This window comes from Streptosporangium nanhuense (assembly GCF_059358815.1).
On record NZ_JCADBG010000012.1, the window covers coordinates 124,135 to 143,972 of the forward strand.

The following is a 19,838-nucleotide window of genomic DNA, read 5'->3' on the forward strand; positions in this document are numbered from 1 at the left end:
CGCCCCGATGCGAAGGAGAGGCTCCGCACAGGCGGGGATGCCCGATTCACCGGACGGCGAATCAGCCCCTCGGCCCAGTGTCCAAAATATTCCTTTATGGGCGATATGAATTTACACAACCGAGCCAGTGAGCGCAGGGCCGTGTGGGCAACGGGAACCGGGCCGCGGCTCCGGCGGGCGACGGGAACCGGGTGACGGCCCTAGGTGGGCAGCAGGAACTGGGTCGCGGCCAGCTCCCGGTAGAGGGCGTCGTCGGCGAGCAGTTCCTCGTGGGTGCCCACGGCCCGCACCCGGCCCGCCTCCATCACCACGATCCGGTCGGCCCCCGCCACGGTGGAGAGGCGGTGGGCGATCACCAGCACGGTCGTCTCCGCCGCCACCTCCGCGATCACCTCGCGGAGCCGCAGCTCGTTGACCGCGTCGAGCTGGGAGGTGGCCTCGTCGAGCAGCAGGAGCCGGGGGGTGCGCAGCAGGGCGCGGGCGATGGCGACCCGCTGGCGCTCGCCGCCGGAGAGCATGATCCCCCGATGGCCGACCCGGGTCTCCAGCCCCTCGGGAAGCCGGGAGACCAGGTCCTCCAGGCGGGTGCGGGCGAGCACCCGCCAGATGTCGGCCTCCTCCACGCCCGGCGCGGCGAAGACGAGGTTCTCCCTGAGCGTGCCGTCCAGCACCGGCGCGTCCTGCTCGACGTAGCCGAGGCAGGCGCGCAGCTCGGCGAGCGGCCAGTCCGCGATGTCGCGGCCGTCGATCGCGATCCTGCCCGCCCGCCGCTCGTAGAAGCGCTCCAGCAGGGCGAAGACCGTGGACTTGCCCGCCCCCGAGGGCCCCACCAGGGCGGTCAGCCCGCCCGCGGGCACCTCGAAGGAGACGTCGTCGTGGACGACCGGCCTGTCGTCGCCGTAGCGGAAGGCGACGCCCTCGAAGACGACCCCGGCCGGGGCCCTGCCGACCTCGTACGCCAAGCCGCCGGCCTCCTCCGCGGGCAGCTCCTCGATCTCGCGGATCCGCTTCACCGCGGCCAGGCCGTTCTGCACCTGCGTGAAGCCGTTGACCAGCTGGCCGATGGGGGCGACCAGGTAGAACAGGTACAGCAGGAAGGCGATCAGCGAGGAGACCTCCAGCGAGCCCGAGGAGACCCGCGCGCCGCCCACGCCGAGCACGGCCACGAAGGCCAGCTGCGCGGACACCCACGCCGAGACACCGGCGATCGAGGTCAGCCAGGCGACGGCGACCCCCCGGTCGCGCGCCTCGCGGGCCGCCTCGCCCACCGCGGCGATCTCCCGTTCCTCGGCACCGCTGGCCTTGACCGTGCGGAACGCCTGGAGCACCCGGTCGAGGACCGCGCCCATCTCGCCGACCGCGACCTGCGCCTGCATCGAGGCGCGCTGGATGCGGGGCATCAGCAGGCTGACGAACCCGCCGACCACGACCAGCACTCCCAGCGTGATGAGCAGCAGGAACCCGTCGATGACCGCCATCATCACCACGGCGCCCACGAGCATGAACAGCGAGCTGACCGTCTCGACCACGCCGCTGGTGAACACCGCCCGCAGCAGCGTGGTGTCGGAGGTGACCCGCGACATCAGGTCACCCGGCTTGAGCCGGTCGACCTCGGACACCCGCAGCCGCAGCATCCGGTCGACCAGGGTGCGGCGGGCGGAGAAGACGATGCCCTCGCCCATCCGCTCCAGCACGTAGCTGCCCAGCGCGCCGATGGCCGCGCCCAGGAGCACGGCGGCGGTCAGGCCGAGCACCGGGCCGACCAGGGAGCGCTGCTCGCCGAAGGCGTCGATGACGGTCTTGGCCAGGAGCGGCATCGCCAGCCCTGCCAGCGAGCCGACGAGGCTGAGCACCCCGCCCAGCAGCAGGGCACCGCGGTGGGGTCGTATGTACGCGGTCAGCAACCGCCAGGACGCGGTCTCGGGCTTCGTGTCTCCCAGCGGCGTCTTCCCCGGTCCTGTCTCCTCCGGCCCCGTTCGTTCCGGCCCCGTGTCGTCCGGGTTCCCCGGCACCGTGTCGTCCGGCAATGTGACCCCCGGCAATGTGTCCCCCTTCGGAAACGACGTGATCGGCCTGCGGCCGCTTTTCCTGTCTACCGCGCGCGAGTCCGTCTCGGGCGTCTCGCCCTGTTTTGAAGACGAAAGTCGATGACGTCAACATAAGTTGACGTCATCATTCGTGTCAACCCGGGTTGCCCCGAAGGGGTCACGCGGGGGCGGAGAGTCGAATCAGGCGAGCGCGCGGGGCACCGAAAACCGGCGGGCGGCGGGAGGCGGGCGGCGGGCGGGAAAGACGAGTGGGAGGACCGGAAACCGGCGGGAGGCCGGGCCGGAAAAGCACCGGGAAAGACGGCCGGAAAAACGGCGGGAAATCCCCTCCTCCGGCGCCAATCCGGGGAGGGCGCGGCGGCGAATGGGGAGCGAGGAACCCGGCCGGATCCCTCTCGCATCCCCGTACCCACGGCCGGTCACACCGTGACCGGCGGCCGAAAGGACCAACTGACATGGAGCTCCGGATCAACCGGCGCGCCCTGATCGGCATGGGCGTCATAGGGGCGCTGGCCGCTTCCTCGCTTTCCTCGTTCGCCCTGCTGAGAGCCGAGACCGGCAACGCCTCCTCGCACCGCGAGGCGCCGATGATCGCGGGCGACCCCCGCAACGACAACACCGACGTGTACGCGTTCGTCAGCCCCGACAAGCCCGGCACCGTCACGCTGCTGGCCAACTTCATCCCGTTCGAGGAGCCGAACGGCGGGCCGAACTTCTACCAGTTCGACACCGACTCCCGTTACAACATCAAGATCGACAGCAATGGCGACGCCGTGCCCGACGTCGTCTACCAGTGGACGTTCCGCAACGAGGACCGGCGCGGCAACGGCACCTTCCTGTACGACAACGGCCCCGTCACCTCGCTGAACGACAAGAACCTGCTGTTCAAGCAGCGCTACAAGCTCACCAGGAGCACCGCCCACGGCACGAAGACCCTGGTCGCGAACGGCGTGGTGGCGCCGAGCAACACCGGCCCGGCCTCCGTCCCCGACTACGGCAAACTGCGCGCGCAGGCCGTCAAGAAGCTGCCCGGCGGGGGCAGCGTCTTCGCCGGCCAGTCGGACGAGGCGTTCTTCGCCGACCTGCGGGTCTTCGACCTGCTGTACGGCGGCGACCTGTCCGAGGTCGGCCAGGATACGCTCAAGGGCTACAACGTGCACAGCCTGGCCCTGCAGCTGCCCAAGGACGAGATCGCGCTGCGCGGCGACCCGAAGCGCAACCCCGTCGTCGGCGTCTGGTCCACCGTCGACAAGTGGAGCCCGAAGGGCTTCGTCCAGGTCTCCCGCCTGGGCCAGCCGCTGGTCAACGAGGTCGTGGTCCCGGCCGGGCTGAAGGACGCCTTCAACGCCCTGCCGCCGGACCGGGACGCCGGGGTCCCCGCCGTCGTCAAGCGCGTCACCGAGCCGGAGGTGCCCAAGCTGCTCGAGGCCATCTACGGCCTCAAGGCGCCGAAGACTCCCCGCGACGACCTGGTCGAGATCTTCCTCACCGGCATCGCCAAGAAGAACGGCCCGATCAAGGCCGACCTCAACTCGCAGAGCCTCAACAAGGACGCCGGGAAGCTGCGCCCGTCGGAGATGCTGCGGCTGAACATGGCGATCCCGCCCGCGGCGACCCCGAACAGGCTCGGCGTGCTCGCCGGTGACCTCCAGGGCTTCCCGAACGGCCGCCGCCTCGGCGACGACGTCGTCGACATCGCCCTGCAGGCGATGGCGGGCGCCGCCCGGACGGGCAAGCTCGTCGACGCGCTGGCCGCGGGCGACAAGGTGGACGCCAACGACAAGCCGTTCGGCACCGTGTTCCCGTACATCCCGCTGCCGGGCAACACGTCGGTGAACGCGAGCTGACCGCGAGGGCGCGGGGCCCGGTTCTCCCGGGTTCCGCGCCCTCGGGCCCCCGCGCGTTCCCGCGCTCTCCCGCGCTCTCCCGCGCCGACCAGAGGGACGACGACCATGAAGACTTCCGCGAGAGCCCGTACGGCCGCGGCCGTGCTGGGCCTGGCCGCGGCGCTGACCCTCGGGGCGGCGCTGATCCCCGGCGACCGGCCCGCCCGCGCTCCCGTTCCCGTGCCCGCTGCCCCCCGGGTCGAGTTCGCCGGGACGTCCGTCTCCGCCGTCTCCCTCGACGGCGCGATCAGGGCGCTGACCGACCGGCTCCGGCGGCTGCCCGCCGACCACCACGCCTGGGCGCGGCTCGGCGCGGCCTACGTCCAGCAGGCGCGCGTCACCGCCGACCCGTCCTCCTACCCGCGCGCCGAGCGGGCGCTGGCCAGGGCCACCGCGCTGAGCCCCGGCGACCCGGAGGTGCTCACGGGCCTGGCCGCGCTCGCCGCCGGGCGCCACGAGTTCGCCGAGGCCGTACGGCTGGCCCGCTCCTCGGTCGCCGCCAACCCCTACGGCCTGGACGCCCACGCGGTGCTGGCCGACGCCTACACCCAGCTCGGCAGGTACGGGGAGGCCGGGCGGGCCGTCGGCAGGATGATGGAGCTGCGTCCCGGTGTCGCGGCCTTCACCCGCGCCTCCTACGACGCCGAGCTCAGGGGCGACCGCGCGACGGCCCGCCGCATGCTGGAACACGCGCTCTCCGACGCCTTCTCCCCCGCCGACGTCGCCTACTGCCGCCACTACCTGGGCGAGCTGGCCCTGCACTCCGGTGACCGGCGCGGCGCCGCCGAGCAGTACCGGCTCGCGCTGGAGGCCTCGCCCGGCTTCGTCCCCGCCCTCGCGGGAAGCGCCAGGGCCGCCGCGCTCGACGGGCGCACCGCCGAGGCGATCGACCGCTACGCCACCGTGGTCGCCCGGCTGCCCCTGGCCCAGTACGTGGTCGAGTACGCCGAGGTGCTGGCCGCCGCGGGCAGGGACCCCTCCGAGCAGTGGTCCCTGCTGCGGGCGCAACGCGACCTGATGCGGAAAGCCGGGGTGAGGGACGACCTGACCTGGGCCGAGTACGAGGCCGACCACGGCTCCCCCGCACTGGCCGTCACGCACGCGCGGGCCGAGTACGCCCGCAACCCGAACGTGGTCGCCGCCGACGCCCTGGCCTGGGCCCTGCACCGCGACGGCCGCAGCCGCGAGGCCCTGCCGTACGCGAGGAAGGCCACCGCCACCGGCTGGCGCAACGCCCTGCCGCTGCACCACCGCGCGGAGATCGAACGTGCCCTGGGCATGGCCGGAGAGGCGAGGCGCTCCGCCGCCCGCGCCCGCGCGGCCAACCCCTCCTTCTCTCCCGGCCTGCCCGCCCTCGCGAGGTTGTCATGAAGTTCCCAGAGATACAGAGACCGACGACAGCGCCGAACCTCGTGAGGACACCGAGGACACCGAGGTTGTCGTGGTCGCCATGGTTGTCTTGGTCGTCGTGGCTGATGAAGGCGTCGCGCGCGGTGCTCGGCGCGGCCCTCCCGGCGAGGGCGGTCGCGACGGTGACGGGCGCGGTGTCGGCGGGCACGGTGTCGGCAGGCGCGGTGGCGACGGGCGCGGTGGTGGCGGGCGCGGTGTGCGCGCTCACCGTCCTCGCGCCCGCGGCAGCCGCCGCCGCCACCGTCGCGACCGGCACAGCCACGGTGACCGCGACCGGCACGGCGACCGTGACCGCCGCCGCGCTCGGCGCCGCTACCGGTACCGCTCCCGCGCGCGGCGTGGCCACCGCGACCGGCGCGCGGGTCGCGCACCCGCTGGGCAACTTCACCGTCAACCACTACAACGGCCTGCGGATCGGCCGGAACCTGGTGGAGAACCTGGCGGTGGTGGACAGCGCCGAGCTGCCCACCCTCCAGGCTCGCCCCTCGGTGGACACCGACCGCTCGGGCACGGTCTCGGACTCCGAACGATCGGCGTACGGCACCGCCCGCTGCGCCGAGCTCGCCGCCGCGCAACGCCTGACGGTGAACGGGACCGCGACGCCCTGGCGCGTCGCCGAGAGCTCCTTTACCTACGAGCCCGGCCAGGGCGGCCTGGAGACCACCCGCCTGACCTGCCGTCTCTCCGCCGTCGCCGCCCCTCTCCAGGGGGCAGGGGCGATCTCGTTCGGCGACGGGCATCTCGCCGACCGGATCGGCTGGCGGGAGATCACGGCCGTGGCCGAGGGAGGGGTACGGCTGGCACGGTCGTCCGTGCCCGGCACGAGCGTCAGCGAGGAACTGCGGGCCTACCCGGACGGCCTGCTGTCCAGCCCGCTCGACCAGCGCGCCGCCGAGCTCGGCGTGGCCCCCGGGACCGGGTCGGTGGCGGTCACGCTCCCGCTCGTACCCGACGGGCCGGTCGCCGACGCGCTGGCCGCGCTCGACCGCACGTTCGTCGGCCTGGTCGGCACCGACTCGCCGACCCTGCCGCTGGGACTGCTCGCCGTCCTGCTGGCCACGGTCCTGGGCGCCGGGCACGCCCTCATCCCCGGCCACGGCAAGACCGTCATGGCCGCCTACCTCGCGGGCAGGAGGGGCCGTCCCCGTGACGCGCTGATCGTCGGCGCCACCGTGACCGCCACCCACACCCTGGGCGTCGTCGTGGTCGGCCTCCTGCTGAGCGCCTTCTCCGTCCTCACCGGAGAGGGGGTCCTCGCCTGGCTCGGCCTGGCCAGCGGCCTGCTGATCCTCGCCGTGGGCGTCCGCCTGCTGCTGTCCGCCTGGCGCGCCTACCGCACCGGCGACCCCCCGGCCTTCGGCCATGGGCACGGGCACTTTGGCCACGGACATGGACATGGGCACTTCGGACACGGGCACGGGCACGGCCGGCCTGCCGGGGAGGGCCGTACCGTGGCACTGCTGGAGCGGGAGGGGACCGACCTCGGCGAGGAGGCCCGGTCGCGTACCGGCGGGATGGAGGCGCGGGACGCCGGAGCGGCCCCTGCCGGTCCCCGGAAGGCGGCCCCCTCGAAGGGCGGGCTCGTGGGCATGGGGGTGGCCGGGGGGCTCGTGCCCAGCCCGTCGGCGCTCGTCGTCCTGCTCGGGGCGATCGCGCTCGGCCGCACCTGGTTCGGGATCGCACTGGTCCTGGCCTACGGCGTGGGGATGGCGGGGACGCTCACCGCCACCGGGCTGCTCCTGGTCAGGCTCACCGGGCGGCTCGACCGCCTGGCCGCGGCGGGCGGCGGCCTCGCGGCCCGCGTATCGGCCTTCGCGCCGGTCGGCACGGCGGCCCTCGTCGTCCTGCTCGGCCTTGGACTGGCCCTGCGGGGCCTCACGGGGTCACTCTGAGTGCCCGGCGATAAAGCGCCCCATCGAACTCGTTCCCGGGCATCCGTCGCGTGCCGGTGTCCCGCCCGAGGTCTCCTCGCGGATTCCGTCGGAGCGGGCCGTCGCGTGCCGGTGTCCCGCCGATCCGGAGTCGGCTCCCGAGGGAGCCCATCGGCGGGACACCGGCATTCGGTGCGGCAGGGTGGGAGTCAGCGGCGGCGGGCGCCGTACTCCTTGCGCATCTCCGCGACGGTGTCCAGGATCTCGTCCTGGGTCTTCAGAAGCTTCGCCTCGGCCTCCTCGGTCCTGGCCTCGGCCACCATCCGGCGGTTGCCCGTCCGGCTGGCCAGCTTCAGCTTGGCCTTGGCCTTCATTTCGCGCAGGTTGAGCTTCTCCATAAGACCCATGATCAGCACCCTTCAGCAGAGAGGACCGTCGACTGCCCGGCGGCCGGCCGAGTATGCGTCCTCCTGAGCCTTCAACAGTGCGAGTCCCTGCTCGACCGACCGATCGACGAAGCGCGAGAAGCCCCGGGGACCTGTTCGGGACTCCACCTCCTCGGCAACGGACCGACGCAGGGTGATCGACTTTTTGATCCTCGGATTCACAGGGTGCGGCATGGCCATGCGTCGACCCTGCCACTACCGGTGGCACGGCCGACGCCCTTCCCGGTTTCCCCGGCCGGAGCCGGAAACGTCCTTCCTCAGTCGGGGTCGGGGACGTCGTCGTAGTCGACGTCGCCCTCCTCGGCGCGGCGGAGGCCGATGTCCTCCACCCAGGCGCAGGCGAACCGGCGGATCTCCATGATCTGCTCGCCGTTCACGCCGTAGGCCTCGAAGTCCTCGTCGGCGATCAGGTCGACGAACTCCAGCCGCATCACCAGCTCGGCGAGCTCGAACTCCTCGTTGTGCAGGCGGGCGAGGTGTTCGAGCTCGCGGAAGCCGTACAGGTGGGAGACCGAGGCGATGTCGATGACGTCGCGGGCGAGGCTGCGCTCGTGCAGGGCCCGCATCTTCAGGCCGACCGCGTCGTCCAGGGAGACGACGGAGACGTCGCCGACGATCACGGGCTGCTGCTGGAACGCCTCCCTGAGCAGGTCGAACTCGCAGCTCTGCTCGGTCACCGGGTCGCTGACCACGAGGCGTCCCATCCGGGGCGTCACCTCCGTCAGGGTGACCTCCAGCCCGGCCTCCCTGAACGCCTCGGCCATCCCCTCCGCGACCTCGGGCAGCGGCGTCTCGGCGGCGGTCGCGAAGTCGAGGTCGTTGCTCGGGCGTTCGGTGAAGCCGTGGGCGTTCATCGCGTACCCGCCCGCCAGGACCAGCCCGAACCGGGTGCAGGCGGGCAGCGCGGCCTCCAGCATCCGCTGCTGGAAGGGAGGCAGGATCATCGCTCCCACCCCGGCGTCACGGCGCCCGCCCCGGTTCCGGAAGTCCACTCCGGCGTCACGGCGCCCGCCGTCCCTGCCTCACGACCCACCGCGGTGCCCGTCCCCGCGTCGGGGATCGCTCCGGTGCCCGGTCCGGCGTCGTGCCGCCAGCCCAGGGCGGCGATCTTGGTTTCCCAGGCCCTGCGGTAGCTCGGCCCGATGCCCCGGCGCAGGGTCGGCCAGTCGGCCACGAGGAGCTCGGCGTTCAAATACGACTCGGCGTCGGACCGGCCCCCGCCGGTGATGACCGTGCGGTAGAGGCTCATCCGCAGCAGCGGGTTCACCAGGTCGTACTCGGTGAGCCCGGACCAGCCGAGGTGCACGGGCAGGGCGACCTTCCCCGTCGCCGGGCCGCGCAGGTCGGCCAGCGATTCGGGGACGCGCTGCTCCACGCCGTCCCATCGGGACGGAAGCGTACTCACGCCTCCCAGTATGCCCGTCGTTCACCCGGGGTCCACGGGGCGCGCGGGCTCAGCGGCGGGAACGGCGGCGGGTGGAGGGGAGATCGTGGCGGCCGGAGAGGAACTCCTGGAAGGCGATCTTGCCGCGGATCACCGGGCGGCGCCAGCGCTCCTCGCGGCCCTCGGCCCTGGCCATCTTGCGGGGCTGCGGGCGCCGGGAGTCGGGCGCGAAGAACCAGTGGGCCCAGGGCGATCCCGGGCGGGCCAGGCGTATCGCGCCGGGCACCAGGAGGATCGGGACGAACAGTCCGGCGAGCCCCGTCCAGATCTTGCCCTTGAGCAGCGTGATCACGGCGAGCGCGAGGTTGGTCACGATGAAGCCGACCGTCAGCAACGTGCCCCGGGGCTCGCTGTCGTAGTCCTCCCAGCCCAGGGGGCGCAGGCCGAGCAGGAGCAGGGCGGTGACCACGACGGCGATGAACACGGCGTCGACCGACGCGCGGCCCTCCTCCTCCCAGTAGACGTCGTGCAGGTGCAGGATCAGCGCGAACTCGTCCAGGATCAGGGCGGCTCCGGCGCCGAAGACGGCCGCCGTCACCGCGTACCAGCCCTCGGAGACCCCCGAGACGATCAGGCCCGACACCCCGCCGAGCAGGGTCAGCACCACACCGAAGACCACGTGGTGGATGTGCATCTCGCCCACGTTGACGTCGCCGAACCAGCCGATCTTGGCGCGGATGAGCCGGACGTTGATCCTGGTGAGCAGGAAGACGGCGATCAGCGCGACGAAGAAACAGAACAGCGGCAGCCGTCCTGTGTCCATGATTCGCTCTCGGAACAAATCCCCCACCGTCCTCCCAGGCTATGCGAGGGAGGCCTCCGGCAGGCACGGGAGGCACGGCGGCACGGCGGTTTTTCGGGCCGGCCGTAAGAGGCGCGCGTCAGGTGAGGAATCCCCGCAGCAGCGCCGCGGTCCCCTCCAGGTGCTCGGCCACGGCGCGGCGCGCGGCCTCCGGGTCCCCGGCGAGGATCGCCGTCACGATCGCCTGGTGCTGGACGGCGGCGTGCTCGATGTTGCGCTGGAGCACCGGGATGGCGTTGAGCAGGTCGGTGACCCGGAGTCTGGCGTCGGCGCAGGCCCCGGCGAGCAGGGCGGAGCCGGTCAGCTCGGCGATGGCCAGGTGGAAGGCCGTGTCGAGGCGGCGGTAGTCGTCGGGCCCGGCCGAGTTGACCTCGCGCAGCCTCTCCCGCAGGGTCTCGCGCCGCTCGGGGGTCAGCGAGGTGGTGGCGAGCACCTGGGCCGCGCCGCACTCGACGGCCATCCTGAAGGTGAGGGCGTCGGACAGGTCGTCGGTGCCCATGTCGGCCACGGCCCTGCGCAGGTCGTCCCGGTGCGGGCGGGGCGGGGTGTAGGTGAGGAAGGCGCCGCCGTACCGGCCGCGGCGCACCTCCAGGTAGCCCGCGTCCTGCAGCTCGCGGATGGCCTCGCGCAGGGTGACCCTGCTGATGCCGAGCTGGGCGGCGAGCTCCCGCTCGGGCGGCAGTTTCTCGGCCACCAGCCCCAGTTTGATGACCTGGAGCAGGCGCTCCACGGTCTCCTCGAACGCGTTGCCCGCCCGCACCGGCCGCAGCACGGCGGTCAATCGCGACACCTCATCCAATTATCCCCTCCGGCCCTTGACAAGGCTCCCCCCGCTACACGTCAATGGTCTGACACTAGCCCAATAGGACCCCGACGAGGAGGGCATGTGGACGTCACCGAGCTCCACGACGAGGTGCGGGCGGGCCGGATAGACACCGTGCTGCTGGCGGTCGTCGACATGCAGGGCCGCCTCCAGGGGAAGCGCCTGTCGGGACGCTACTTCTTGGAGGAGGTGCTGCGACACGCCTCCGAGGGCTGCAACTACCTGCTCGCGGTCGACGTCGACATGAACACGGTCGACGGGTACGCCATGTCGTCGTGGGAGCGCGGATACGGCGACTTCGTCATGAAGCCCGACCTGTCCACCCTGCGCCGCGTGCCGTGGCAGGAGGGGACGGCCCTGGTGATGGCCGACCTGGTCTGGGAGGACGGCTCCGACGTGACCGCCTCACCCCGCCAGATCCTGCGCCGGCAGCTCGCCCGGCTGGACGAGCGCGGCTGGGGCGCCTTCGTCGGGACCGAGCTGGAGTTCGTCGTCTTCGACGACACCTACGAGGACGCCTGGCGCCGCGGCTACCGCGACCTGACCCCTTCCAACCTCTACAACGTCGACTACTCCCTCCTCGGCACCGCCAGGGTCGAGCCGTTGCTGCGCAGGATCAGGCTCGGCATGGAGGGCGCGGGCATGTACGTCGAGTCGGCCAAGGGCGAGTGCAACCTCGGCCAGCACGAGATCGCCTTCCGCTTCGGCGAGGCCCTGTCCAGCTGCGACAACCACTCGATCTACAAGAACGGCGCCAAGGAGATCGCCTCCCAGGAGGGCATGGCGATCACCTTCATGGCCAAGCCGAACCAGCGCGAGGGCAACTCCTGCCACATCCACATCTCGCTCAGGGACACCGGTGGCGATCCGGTGATGGCCGGTTCCGGGCCGCACGGCCTGTCGGCGACGGGAGAGCACTTCATCGCCGGGCAGATCGCGCTGATGCGCGAGCTGACCCTGCTGTACGCGCCGAACATCAACTCCTACAAGCGGTACGTACAGGGCAGCTTCGCCCCCACCGCGGTCAAGTGGGGCGTGGACAACAGGACGTGCGCGCTGCGCCTGGTCGGCCACGGCCCCTCGCTGCGGATCGAGAACCGGGTGCCCGGCGGCGACGTCAACCCCTACCTCGCGGTCTCGGCGCTGATCGCGGCCGGGCTGCACGGCATCGAGAACGAGCTGCCGCTTGAGGACGCTTTCACGGGGAACGCCTACTCGTCGGGCGCGGAGACCGTGCCGACCACGCTGCGGGACGCGCTGGCGCTCTGGGAGGGCTCCGCGTTCGCGACGGCCGCCTTCGGTGAGGACGTCGTGGCGCACTACGCGAACAACGCCCGGGTCGAGCTCGCCGCCTTCGACGCGGCGGTGACCGACTGGGAGCTTTTCCGGGGATTCGAACGGATGTGAATGTGAAGATCATCAACCCGGCGACGGAAGAGGTCGTCGCCGATGTCGAGATGGCGGACGCCGCCGAGACCGACCGGGCCGTGGAGCGTGCCAGGCGGGCCTTCGCGACGTGGCGGGACGTCGGCCCGGGAGACCGGGCCCGGCTGCTGCGCCGTTTCGCCTCGCTGGTGCGCGAGCACGCCGAGGAGCTGGCCCTGCTGGAGGTCGCCAACTCCGGGCACACGATCGGCAACGCCCGCTGGGAGGCGGGCAACGTCGCCGACGTGCTCGACTTCTACGCGGGGGCGCCCGAGCGCAACCACGGCCTGCAGATCCCGGTGCCCGGCGGGCTGGACGTCACCTTCAGGGAGCCGCTGGGCGTCGTCGGCGTGATCGTGCCGTGGAACTTCCCGATGGTCATCATGACCTGGGGCATGGCCCCGGCGCTGGCCGCGGGCAACACCGTGATCGTCAAGCCGGCCGAGTGGACGCCGCTCACCGCCCTGCGGGTGGCCGAGCTCGCCTTGGCCGCCGGCCTGCCCGAGGGGGTCTTCCAGGTCCTGCCGGGTGCCGGAGAGGTGGCGGGCGCCCGGCTGGTCGGGCACCCCGGCGTGGCGAAGATCGTGTTCACCGGTTCGACCGAGGTCGGCAAGGAGATCGCCGCCACCTGCGCCGGGCAGGTCAAGCGTCTCACCCTGGAGCTGGGCGGCAAGAGCGCCAACGTGGTCTTCGCCGACGCCGACCTGGGCAGGGCCGCGGCGACCGCGCCGTACGCGGTGTTCGACAACGCGGGCCAGGACTGCTGCGCGCGCTCCCGGATCCTGGTCGAGCGCTCGGTCCACGAGGAGTTCCTGGCGCGGTTCGGGGAGGCGGTGCTGGGCGTCAGGGTCGGCGACCCCCGCGACGAGGCCACCGAGATGGGCCCGCTGATCAGCGCCGAGCACCGCGAGCGGGTCGCCTCCTTCGTCACCGAGCCGCCCCACCTCCAGGGCGAGTGCCCGCCGGGTCCGGGGTTCTGGTTCCCGCCGACGGTCCTGACGCCCGGCTCGGCGGACGACCGGGCGTTCACCGAGGAGATCTTCGGACCGGTGGTGTCGGTGGTGCCGTTCGACGACGAGGCGGACGCCGTGCGCATCGCCAACGACACCCCGTACGGCCTGAGCGGGTCGATCTGGACCCGCGACGTCGGCCGGGCGCTGCGGGTGGCCAGGGCGGTCGAGGCGGGCAACCTCAGCGTCAACTCGCATTCGAGCGTCCGCTACTGGACCCCGTTCGGCGGTTTCAAGCAGTCGGGCCTGGGCCGCGAGCTGGGGCCCGACGCCCTGTCAGCGTTCACCGAGATCAAGAACGTCTTCATTTCCGAGGAGTAGTAGCGATGCTGCGTTTGCAGGACCGGGTCGCCGTCATCACCGGCGCCGGAAGCGGGATCGGCCTGGCCACCGCGCGCCGGTTCGCCGAGGAGGGCGCCCGCGTCGTGTGCGTGGACCTGGACGAGACGACCGGTCCGGCGGCCGCCGACGAGGTCGGCGGGCTGTTCGTGCGGGCCGACGTGACCAGCGAGGACGACGTCGCCCGCGCGTTCCGGGCCGCGTTCGACACCTACGGCAGCGTGGACATCGCGTTCAACAACGCGGGCATCTCGCCGCCGGACGACGACTCGATCCTGGAGACCGGCATCGACGCCTGGCGCCGGGTCCAGGAGGTCAACCTCACCTCGGTCTACCTGTGCTGCAAGCACGCCATCCCGTACATGCGGCGGCAGGGCAAGGGGTCGATCATCAACACCGCGTCGTTCGTGGCCGTGATGGGCTCGGCGACCAGCCAGATCTCCTACACCGCCTCCAAGGGCGGGGTGCTGGCCATGTCGCGCGAGCTGGGCGTGCAGTTCGCCCGCGAGGGCATCCGGGTGAACGCGCTGTGCCCGGGGCCGGTGAACACGCCGCTGCTGCAGGAGCTGTTCGCCAAGGACCCCGAGCGGGCGCAGCGCCGCCTGGTGCACATCCCGGTGGGCCGCTTCGCCGAGGCGTCCGAGATCGCCGCCGCGGTGGCGTTCCTCGCCTCCGACGACGCCAGCTTCATCACCGGCTCGGAGTTCCTGGTGGACGGCGGCATCTCCGGCGCCTACGTCACGCCGTTCTGAACGCGGGTGACGGGCGTCCGGGCACGGGCGCGGCGCACGTCGCACCGCTCCGGGCGTCCGTCACCGGTGGCCCGGCGCGCCCGTGCTGCCTCGCGGGGTGAGCCTGGCCGTCTCGGTCTGGACGCCGGTGACGTGCTCGCCGGCGATCAGCGCCAGCAGGCTCCGCGCGGCCTGCGCCCCGTAGTGGGGGATGTCCCGGCCCAGGGCGGTCAGTGCCGGTCGCACCACCTGGGAGAGGGGCGAGTCGTCCCAGGCCACGAGGGACAGGTCCGCGGGCACCTCCAGCCGCATCTCCTGCGCGACCGAGAGCCCGGCGACGGCCATGATGTCGTTGTCGTAGACGATCGCCGTCGGCCGGTTCGCGGCGCTGACCAGCCGCCGCGTGGCCCGCGCGCCCTCCTCGCCGGTGTAGTCCGTGTGCACGATGGAGTGACCGTCCAGGCCGAGCTCGTCGCACGCGGCGGTGAAGGCCCGGTCGCGCAGGACGGTGTGCACCAGCGCGGGCAGCCCGGCGACCCTGGCGATCCTGCGGTGGCCGAGCGCGGCGAGATACTCCACCGTCTCCCGCATGGCCGCGCCGTCGTCGGACCAGACGGGGGCGAGCGAACCGGTCTCCGACGGATGGCCGATCACCACGGCCGGCAGGTCCAGACCCTCGATCTCGGGGATGCGCGTGTCGTCGAAGTGCAGGTCGACCAGGATGACGCCGTCGACGCGGCCCTCACCCCACCACCTGCGGTAGACCTCCGCCTCCTGCCGGTGGTCGGCCACCACCTGAAGGAGCAGGGCGTAGGAGCGGGCCGACAGCTCGCTCTCGATGCCGCTGATCAGCTCCATGAAGAACGGCTCCATCCCCAGCACCCGCGCCGGGCGGCACACGGTCAGGCCGACGGCGCGGGCCCGCGCCCCGTTGAGCGCGCGCGCGGCGCTGTTGGGCTGCCAGCCGATCTCCCTGGCGATGGCCTTGATGGTGTTCCTTCTCGCCTCGGACACGCCGGGGCGGTCGTTCAGCGCGTAGGAGACCGCGACCTTGGACACCCCCGCGCGACGAGCGATGTCGGCGATCGTCGGTCGCTTCACGAGACCCCCACCTGAACCGGTTATCCGACGTGTTTCCGCTGCGTACTTTACTACGCACCGTCCCGATCCCCTGACGACCTTCCCCCTCGGCGCCGACCCGACGGCGTGAGCCGTGGGTGACGACCGCGCGCCGAAGAAGGGCCACATGGTCGACGTGCCGTTGACATCGTTGTCATAGCGGCCGTGTCTTCACCACGCTTAGCCGGTTAAGTCGATTCCGCCTCGACCTCCACAGCAGGAGGCCGCCGTGGACAGGCGCATGTCGGGCGCCGCCCTGATCCTGCTCAAGGGGGCCTGGACGCCCTGGGCCCCTTGAGGAGCACACCATGAGAGGGCGTCCTCGGACGGGTGCGAGGCAACGGTGTCCGCCCGTCCCCCGGCGGCGTGTCGGCTCACCGCGGCCGGTAACGTGCGGGAGAAGCACCGGGACGGGCACACCGCGCCAGGACATCGGTGGAAGCACGGCGAAACAGGAGATCATGTCCCGTCCCGTCATCGGCATCACCTGCTACGTCGAGCCCGCGCGCTTCACCGTCTGGGAGACGACCACCGCCCTCCTGCCCTACGACTACGTCGAGCACGTGGCCCGCGCGGGCGGGCAGCCGGTGATCCTGCCCCCGGCGGGTGACCCCGCGCCCCTGGTGGAGCGCCTGGACGGGCTGATCCTGGCCGGTGGTGGGGACGTCGGCCCGGAACGGTACGGCCAGGAGGCGCACGAGCGGACCGGCTACGTCCGGCCGTTCCGCGACGACGCGGAGCTGGGGCTGGTCCGGGCGGCGCTGGAGCGGGGCCTGCCCTTCCTGGGCGTCTGCCGGGGCATGCAGGTCCTGAACGTCGCGCTGGGCGGCACCCTCCACCAGCACCTGCCCGACGTGGTCGGCCACCCGGGACACGCCCCGGCCCCCGGCCGCTACGGCAGGATGCCGGTGTGGCTCGCCCCCGGCAGCCGGATCTCGAAGATCTTCGAGGCCGAGACCGTGGACGTGGCCCACTACCACCACCAGGCCCTCGACCGGCTCGCCGGGGGCCTGACCGTGACCGCCCACGCCGAGGACGGCGCGATCGAGGCCGTGGAGGTGGACGACCACCCCTTCGCCGTCGCCGTCCAGTGGCATCCCGAGACCGACGACGAGTCGGCCCTGTTCGAGGCGCTGGTCCGGCACGCCGCCCCCTGACTCCGCCCCCGCCGCCCCGGGGCACCCCGGGCCTCGTGGGCGGAGGACCCGCAGGCCGGGCACGACCTCCCCGATGAAGCGGGGGATTTCGCTCGGCCGGTGCGGGCGGTTAGGCTGGCCGGTGACACCGATGAATCCCGTGCGGGAGAGCGTCCTGACACCCAGGCCAGGACCCCTGAAGGAGCAAGCCCTCCCCGCGAACCTCTCAAGGCAAAGGACCGTGCGGGTAGGTGCCTCTGGAAAGCAGGTCCCACGACCTCGCCGAAGGTGAAAGTCCGGTAAAACCCGGATGAAACTCTCAGGCACCCACGACAGAGGGGGAGGATGCTCTCATCTGTCCCTTGTCTGAGGTGCGCACATGTCCCGACCTACGCCGCTGCGCGGCGTGCACGAGTCCCTCGGCGCGACGCTGACTGACTTCGCGGGCTGGCTGATGCCGCTCCGCTACGGCAGCGAGTCCGCCGAGCACAACGCGGTCCGCCAGGCGGCCGGCCTGTTCGACCTCTCCCACATGGGCGAGATCTTCGTGACCGGGCCGCAGGCGGCCGAGGCCCTCGACTACGCGCTGGTCGGGCACCTCTCCGCGCTGGAGCCCGGCCGCGCCCGCTACACGATGATCGTCGACGCCGAGGGCGGCGTGCTGGACGACCTGATCGTCTACCGCCTCGCCCCCGCCGAGTTCATGGTCGTCGCCAACGCCTCCAACTACCCGCGGGTGGCCGCCGAGCTGACCGGCCGCGCCAAGGGCTTCGACGCCGCGGTGGACGACCGCTCCGAGCAGTACGCGCTGGTCGCGATCCAGGGCCCGCGCTCCGCGGAGATCCTGGGCTCGCTCACCGACGCCGACCTCGACGGGCTCAAGTACTACGCCGGCCTGCCCGCCGTCGTCGCGGGCCGCGAGGCCCTCGTCGCCCGTACCGGATACACCGGCGAGGACGGCTTCGAGCTGTTCGTCGCGGCCGGGGACGCGGAGCCGGTCTGGGCCGCCCTCACCGAGGCGGGCGCGCCGCACGGCCTGATCCCCGCGGGCCTGTCCGCCCGCGACACCCTCCGGCTGGAGGCCGGGATGCCGCTGTACGGCAACGAGCTGTCGGCCGCCCTGACCCCGTTCGACGCCGGGCTGGGCCGTGTGGTGAGGTTTGACAAGCCGGGCGACTTCGTCGGCCGGGCCGCCCTCGAATCACGCGAGGACGTCCCGCCGTCCCGCCGCCTGGTCGGTCTGATCGCGACCGGCCGCAGGGTGCCCCGGCACGGGTATCCGGTGGTGGTCGCCGGTGACGGCACGGTCGTCGGCGAGGTCACCAGCGGAGCGCCCTCCCAGTCCCTGGGTAAGCCCATCGCCATGGCCTACGTGGACAACGGCCTGTCGTCAGGACTGGCCGTGGACATCAGGGGCAGCCACGAGCCGGTCGAGGTCGTCGCACTGCCTTTCTACAGGAGGAAAAAATGAGCAGCATTCCCGAGGACCTGCACTACACCAAGGAACACGAGTGGATCTCCGGCATCGATGACGGCCTGACCCTCACCGTCGGCATCACCGCCTACGCCGCCGAGGCGCTGGGCGACGTGGTCTTCGTGCAGATCCTCCCCGAGGTCGGTTCGACGATCACCGCCGGTGACGCGGTCGGCGAGGTCGAGTCGACCAAGTCGGTGAGCGACATCTTCGCGCCGGTCTCCGGTGAGATCGTCGAGGTCAACCAGGCCGTCGTGGACGACCCCTCGCTGGTCAACGGTGACTCCTACGGCGACGGCTGGCTGTTCCGCGTACGCCTTGAGGGCTCCGCCGACGACCTGCTGTCGCCGGAGGAGTACGCCGCGCTCACCTCGGGTGAGTCCTAAGCCTCTCCCCCCTCGCGTCACGGCCGCGCGCGTCCCCGGGCGCGCGTGGCCGTCCACGCTGGAAGGATTCAGATGACGATCAGCGTCTTCGATCTCTTCAAGATCGGAATCGGCCCGTCCAGCTCGCACACCGGCGGCCCGATGGCCGCCGCCCACAAGTTCGCCCGCGGCCTCCACCAGGACGGGCTGCTGGAGAAGACCGCCCGGGTGAGCGCCGTCCTGTACGGCTCGCTGGGCCTGACCGGCAAGGGCCACGGCAGCGACAAGGCCGTGCTGCTCGGCCTGTCGGGCGAGAAGCCCGAGCTGGTCGACGTCGACACGGTCGACGAGCGGCTCGCCGCCATGCGCGAGTCCGGCACCCTGTCCCTGTACGGCTCCCGCGAGATCCCCTTCGTCATCGGCGAGGACCTCGTCTTCGAACGCAAGATCTCGCTGCCCGGCCACCCCAACGGCATGCGCTTCACCGCGCTGTCCGAGTCCGGCGAGACGATCCGCGAGAAGGTCTACTACTCGGTGGGCGGCGGCTTCGTCGTCGACGAGAACGCCACGGGCGCCGACCGGATCAAGGCCGACGACACCGTCCTGCCCCACCCCTTCACCACGGCCGCGGAGCTGCTCGCCCAGTGCGAGGAGACCGGGCTGTCGATCTCCGGGCTGATGCTGGAGAACGAGCGGGCGTTCGGCCGCACCGAGGCCGAGATCCGCGAACAGCTGCTCGTGCTGTGGCGGGTCATGAGCGAGTGCGTGCGGCGCGGCATCGGCAAGGAGGGCGTGCTGCCCGGCGGCCTGAAGGTCCGCCGCCGCGCCCACCAGCTCCACCGGCAGCTGCGGAGCGAGTCGCCGGAGAAGGACTCGCTGCAGACGATGGACTGGGTCTCGCTGTTCGCCCTCGCGGTCAACGAGGAGAACGCCGCCGGAGGCCGCATCGTCACCGCGCCCACCAACGGCGCCGCGGGCATCATCCCGGCCGTGCTCACCTACTACGACCGCTTCACCAAGGACTCCGACGACGAGGGCGTGATCCGCTTCCTGCTGACCGCGGGGGCGATCGGCGTGCTGTTCAAGGAGAACGCCTCCATCTCCGGCGCCGAGGTCGGCTGCCAGGGCGAGGTCGGCTCGGCCTGCTCGATGGCCGCCGCCGGGCTCACCGAGGTGATGGGCGGCACCCCCGAGCAGGTCGAGAACGCCGCCGAGATCGGCATCGAGCACAACCTGGGGCTGACCTGCGACCCGATCGGCGGCCTGGTGCAGATCCCGTGCATCGAGCGCAACGCGGTCGCCTCGATCAAGGCCATCGCCGCCGCCAGGATCGCGATGCGCGGCGACGGCCGCCACTTCGTCTCGCTGGACAAGGCCATCAAGACGATGCGCGACACCGGCCGCGACATGCTCGACAAGTACAAGGAGACCAGCCGTGGAGGGCTCGCGGTGAACGTCATCGAGTGCTGAGCGAACCCTCGGCGACCGTGCCGGGGCCCGGGGGCCGGG

At 72.1% G+C, this 19,838-nt stretch carries 17 protein-coding genes and 2 riboswitches; of the genes, 10 read left to right on the forward strand and 7 right to left on the reverse strand.

Going from position 1 to position 19,838, the window contains the following annotated elements:
* Window positions 1–200: 200 nt before the first annotated feature.
* Complete coding sequence (locus AC5L38_RS23270; protein WP_495245061.1) at window positions 201–1,940, reverse strand: ABC transporter ATP-binding protein; 1,740 nt, start codon at window positions 1,938–1,940, stop codon at window positions 201–203.
* A 563-nt stretch (window positions 1,941–2,503) separates the two neighbouring features.
* On the opposite strand from AC5L38_RS23270, the gene AC5L38_RS23275 reads away from it, so the two are divergent.
* The 3 genes from AC5L38_RS23275 (at window position 2,504) to AC5L38_RS23285 (ending at window position 7,236) form a co-directional block, all read left to right on the forward strand.
* A complete protein-coding gene (locus AC5L38_RS23275) occupies window positions 2,504–3,895 on the forward strand; it encodes a DUF4331 domain-containing protein (RefSeq protein WP_495244939.1) in 1,392 nt (463 codons plus the stop codon).
* 105 nt (window positions 3,896–4,000) lie between these two features.
* Complete coding sequence (locus AC5L38_RS23280; protein ID WP_495244940.1) at window positions 4,001–5,305, forward strand: tetratricopeptide repeat protein; 1,305 nt, start codon at window positions 4,001–4,003, stop codon at window positions 5,303–5,305.
* Between the two features lie 104 nt (window positions 5,306–5,409).
* On the forward strand, window positions 5,410–7,236 hold the full coding sequence (locus AC5L38_RS23285) for a HoxN/HupN/NixA family nickel/cobalt transporter (RefSeq protein WP_495244941.1): 1,827 nt from the start codon (window positions 5,410–5,412) through the stop codon (window positions 7,234–7,236).
* A 188-nt stretch (window positions 7,237–7,424) separates the two neighbouring features.
* Here AC5L38_RS23285 and AC5L38_RS23290 read toward each other — a convergent pair whose 3' ends face one another.
* The 5 genes from AC5L38_RS23290 to AC5L38_RS23310 form a co-directional block, all read right to left on the reverse strand.
* Window positions 7,425–7,613 carry a hypothetical protein gene (locus AC5L38_RS23290; RefSeq protein ID WP_472748060.1) on the reverse strand — a complete coding sequence of 63 codons (189 nt, stop codon included), beginning with the start codon at window positions 7,611–7,613 and terminating at the stop codon, window positions 7,425–7,427.
* Between the two features lie 305 nt (window positions 7,614–7,918).
* Entirely contained in the window at window positions 7,919–8,605 is a 687-nt protein-coding gene (locus tag AC5L38_RS23295; protein ID WP_389925355.1) for a nucleotidyl transferase AbiEii/AbiGii toxin family protein, read from the reverse strand.
* Window positions 8,602–9,066: a hypothetical protein gene (locus tag AC5L38_RS23300; RefSeq protein ID WP_495244942.1), complete on the reverse strand. Its 465-nt coding sequence runs from the start codon at window positions 9,064–9,066 to the stop codon at window positions 8,602–8,604. Before AC5L38_RS23300 ends, AC5L38_RS23295 begins: the two co-directional genes overlap by 4 nt.
* Window positions 9,067–9,115: 49 nt before the next feature.
* Window positions 9,116–9,868 carry a hypothetical protein gene (locus tag AC5L38_RS23305; protein ID WP_495244943.1) on the reverse strand — a complete coding sequence of 251 codons (753 nt, stop codon included), beginning with the start codon at window positions 9,866–9,868 and terminating at the stop codon, window positions 9,116–9,118.
* A gap of 118 nt (window positions 9,869–9,986) precedes the next feature.
* On the reverse strand, window positions 9,987–10,706 hold the full coding sequence (locus AC5L38_RS23310; protein ID WP_495244944.1) for a FadR/GntR family transcriptional regulator: 720 nt from the start codon (window positions 10,704–10,706) through the stop codon (window positions 9,987–9,989).
* A gap of 87 nt (window positions 10,707–10,793) precedes the next feature.
* On the opposite strand from AC5L38_RS23310, the gene AC5L38_RS23315 reads away from it, so the two are divergent.
* Genes AC5L38_RS23315 through AC5L38_RS23325 form a run of 3 tightly spaced genes read left to right on the forward strand, consistent with a single transcriptional unit; the run spans window position 10,794 to window position 14,256 of the window.
* Window positions 10,794–12,137, forward strand: a complete 1,344-nt coding sequence (locus AC5L38_RS23315) for a glutamine synthetase family protein (RefSeq protein ID WP_495244945.1) — start codon at window positions 10,794–10,796, stop codon at window positions 12,135–12,137.
* Between the two features lie 2 nt (window positions 12,138–12,139).
* On the forward strand, window positions 12,140–13,486 hold the full coding sequence (locus AC5L38_RS23320) for an aldehyde dehydrogenase family protein (protein WP_495244946.1): 1,347 nt from the start codon (window positions 12,140–12,142) through the stop codon (window positions 13,484–13,486).
* Between the two features lie 5 nt (window positions 13,487–13,491).
* Window positions 13,492–14,256 (forward strand): 3-oxoacyl-ACP reductase, encoded by a 765-nt coding sequence (locus tag AC5L38_RS23325; protein ID WP_495244947.1) that lies wholly within the window; start codon window positions 13,492–13,494, stop codon window positions 14,254–14,256.
* Between the two features lie 60 nt (window positions 14,257–14,316).
* On the opposite strand, the gene AC5L38_RS23330 is transcribed toward AC5L38_RS23325, so the two are convergent.
* Window positions 14,317–15,336, reverse strand: coding sequence for a LacI family DNA-binding transcriptional regulator (locus tag AC5L38_RS23330; RefSeq protein WP_495244948.1), 1,020 nt, complete (start codon window positions 15,334–15,336; stop codon window positions 14,317–14,319).
* A 479-nt stretch (window positions 15,337–15,815) separates the two neighbouring features.
* Between AC5L38_RS23330 and AC5L38_RS23335 the strand changes: the two genes are divergently transcribed.
* The 4 genes from AC5L38_RS23335 to AC5L38_RS23350 all read left to right on the forward strand — a co-directional run bounded on the left by AC5L38_RS23335 (window position 15,816) and on the right by AC5L38_RS23350 (window position 19,799).
* Window positions 15,816–16,511, forward strand: coding sequence for a gamma-glutamyl-gamma-aminobutyrate hydrolase family protein (locus AC5L38_RS23335; protein ID WP_495244949.1), 696 nt, complete (start codon window positions 15,816–15,818; stop codon window positions 16,509–16,511).
* Between the two features lie 132 nt (window positions 16,512–16,643).
* Window positions 16,644–16,742: riboswitch (glycine riboswitch) on the forward strand.
* A 2-nt stretch (window positions 16,743–16,744) separates the two neighbouring features.
* A riboswitch (glycine riboswitch) is annotated at window positions 16,745–16,829 on the forward strand.
* 40 nt (window positions 16,830–16,869) lie between these two features.
* Window positions 16,870–17,961, forward strand: a complete 1,092-nt coding sequence (gcvT, locus tag AC5L38_RS23340) for a glycine cleavage system aminomethyltransferase GcvT (protein WP_495244950.1) — start codon at window positions 16,870–16,872, stop codon at window positions 17,959–17,961.
* Entirely contained in the window at window positions 17,958–18,350 is a 393-nt protein-coding gene (gene gcvH, locus AC5L38_RS23345) for a glycine cleavage system protein GcvH (RefSeq protein ID WP_495244951.1), read from the forward strand. The genes gcvT and gcvH overlap by 4 nt, the downstream gene beginning before the upstream one ends.
* Before the next feature lie 72 nt (window positions 18,351–18,422).
* Window positions 18,423–19,799 carry an L-serine ammonia-lyase gene (locus tag AC5L38_RS23350; RefSeq protein WP_495244952.1) on the forward strand — a complete coding sequence of 459 codons (1,377 nt, stop codon included), beginning with the start codon at window positions 18,423–18,425 and terminating at the stop codon, window positions 19,797–19,799.
* Window positions 19,800–19,838 lie beyond the last annotated feature (39 nt).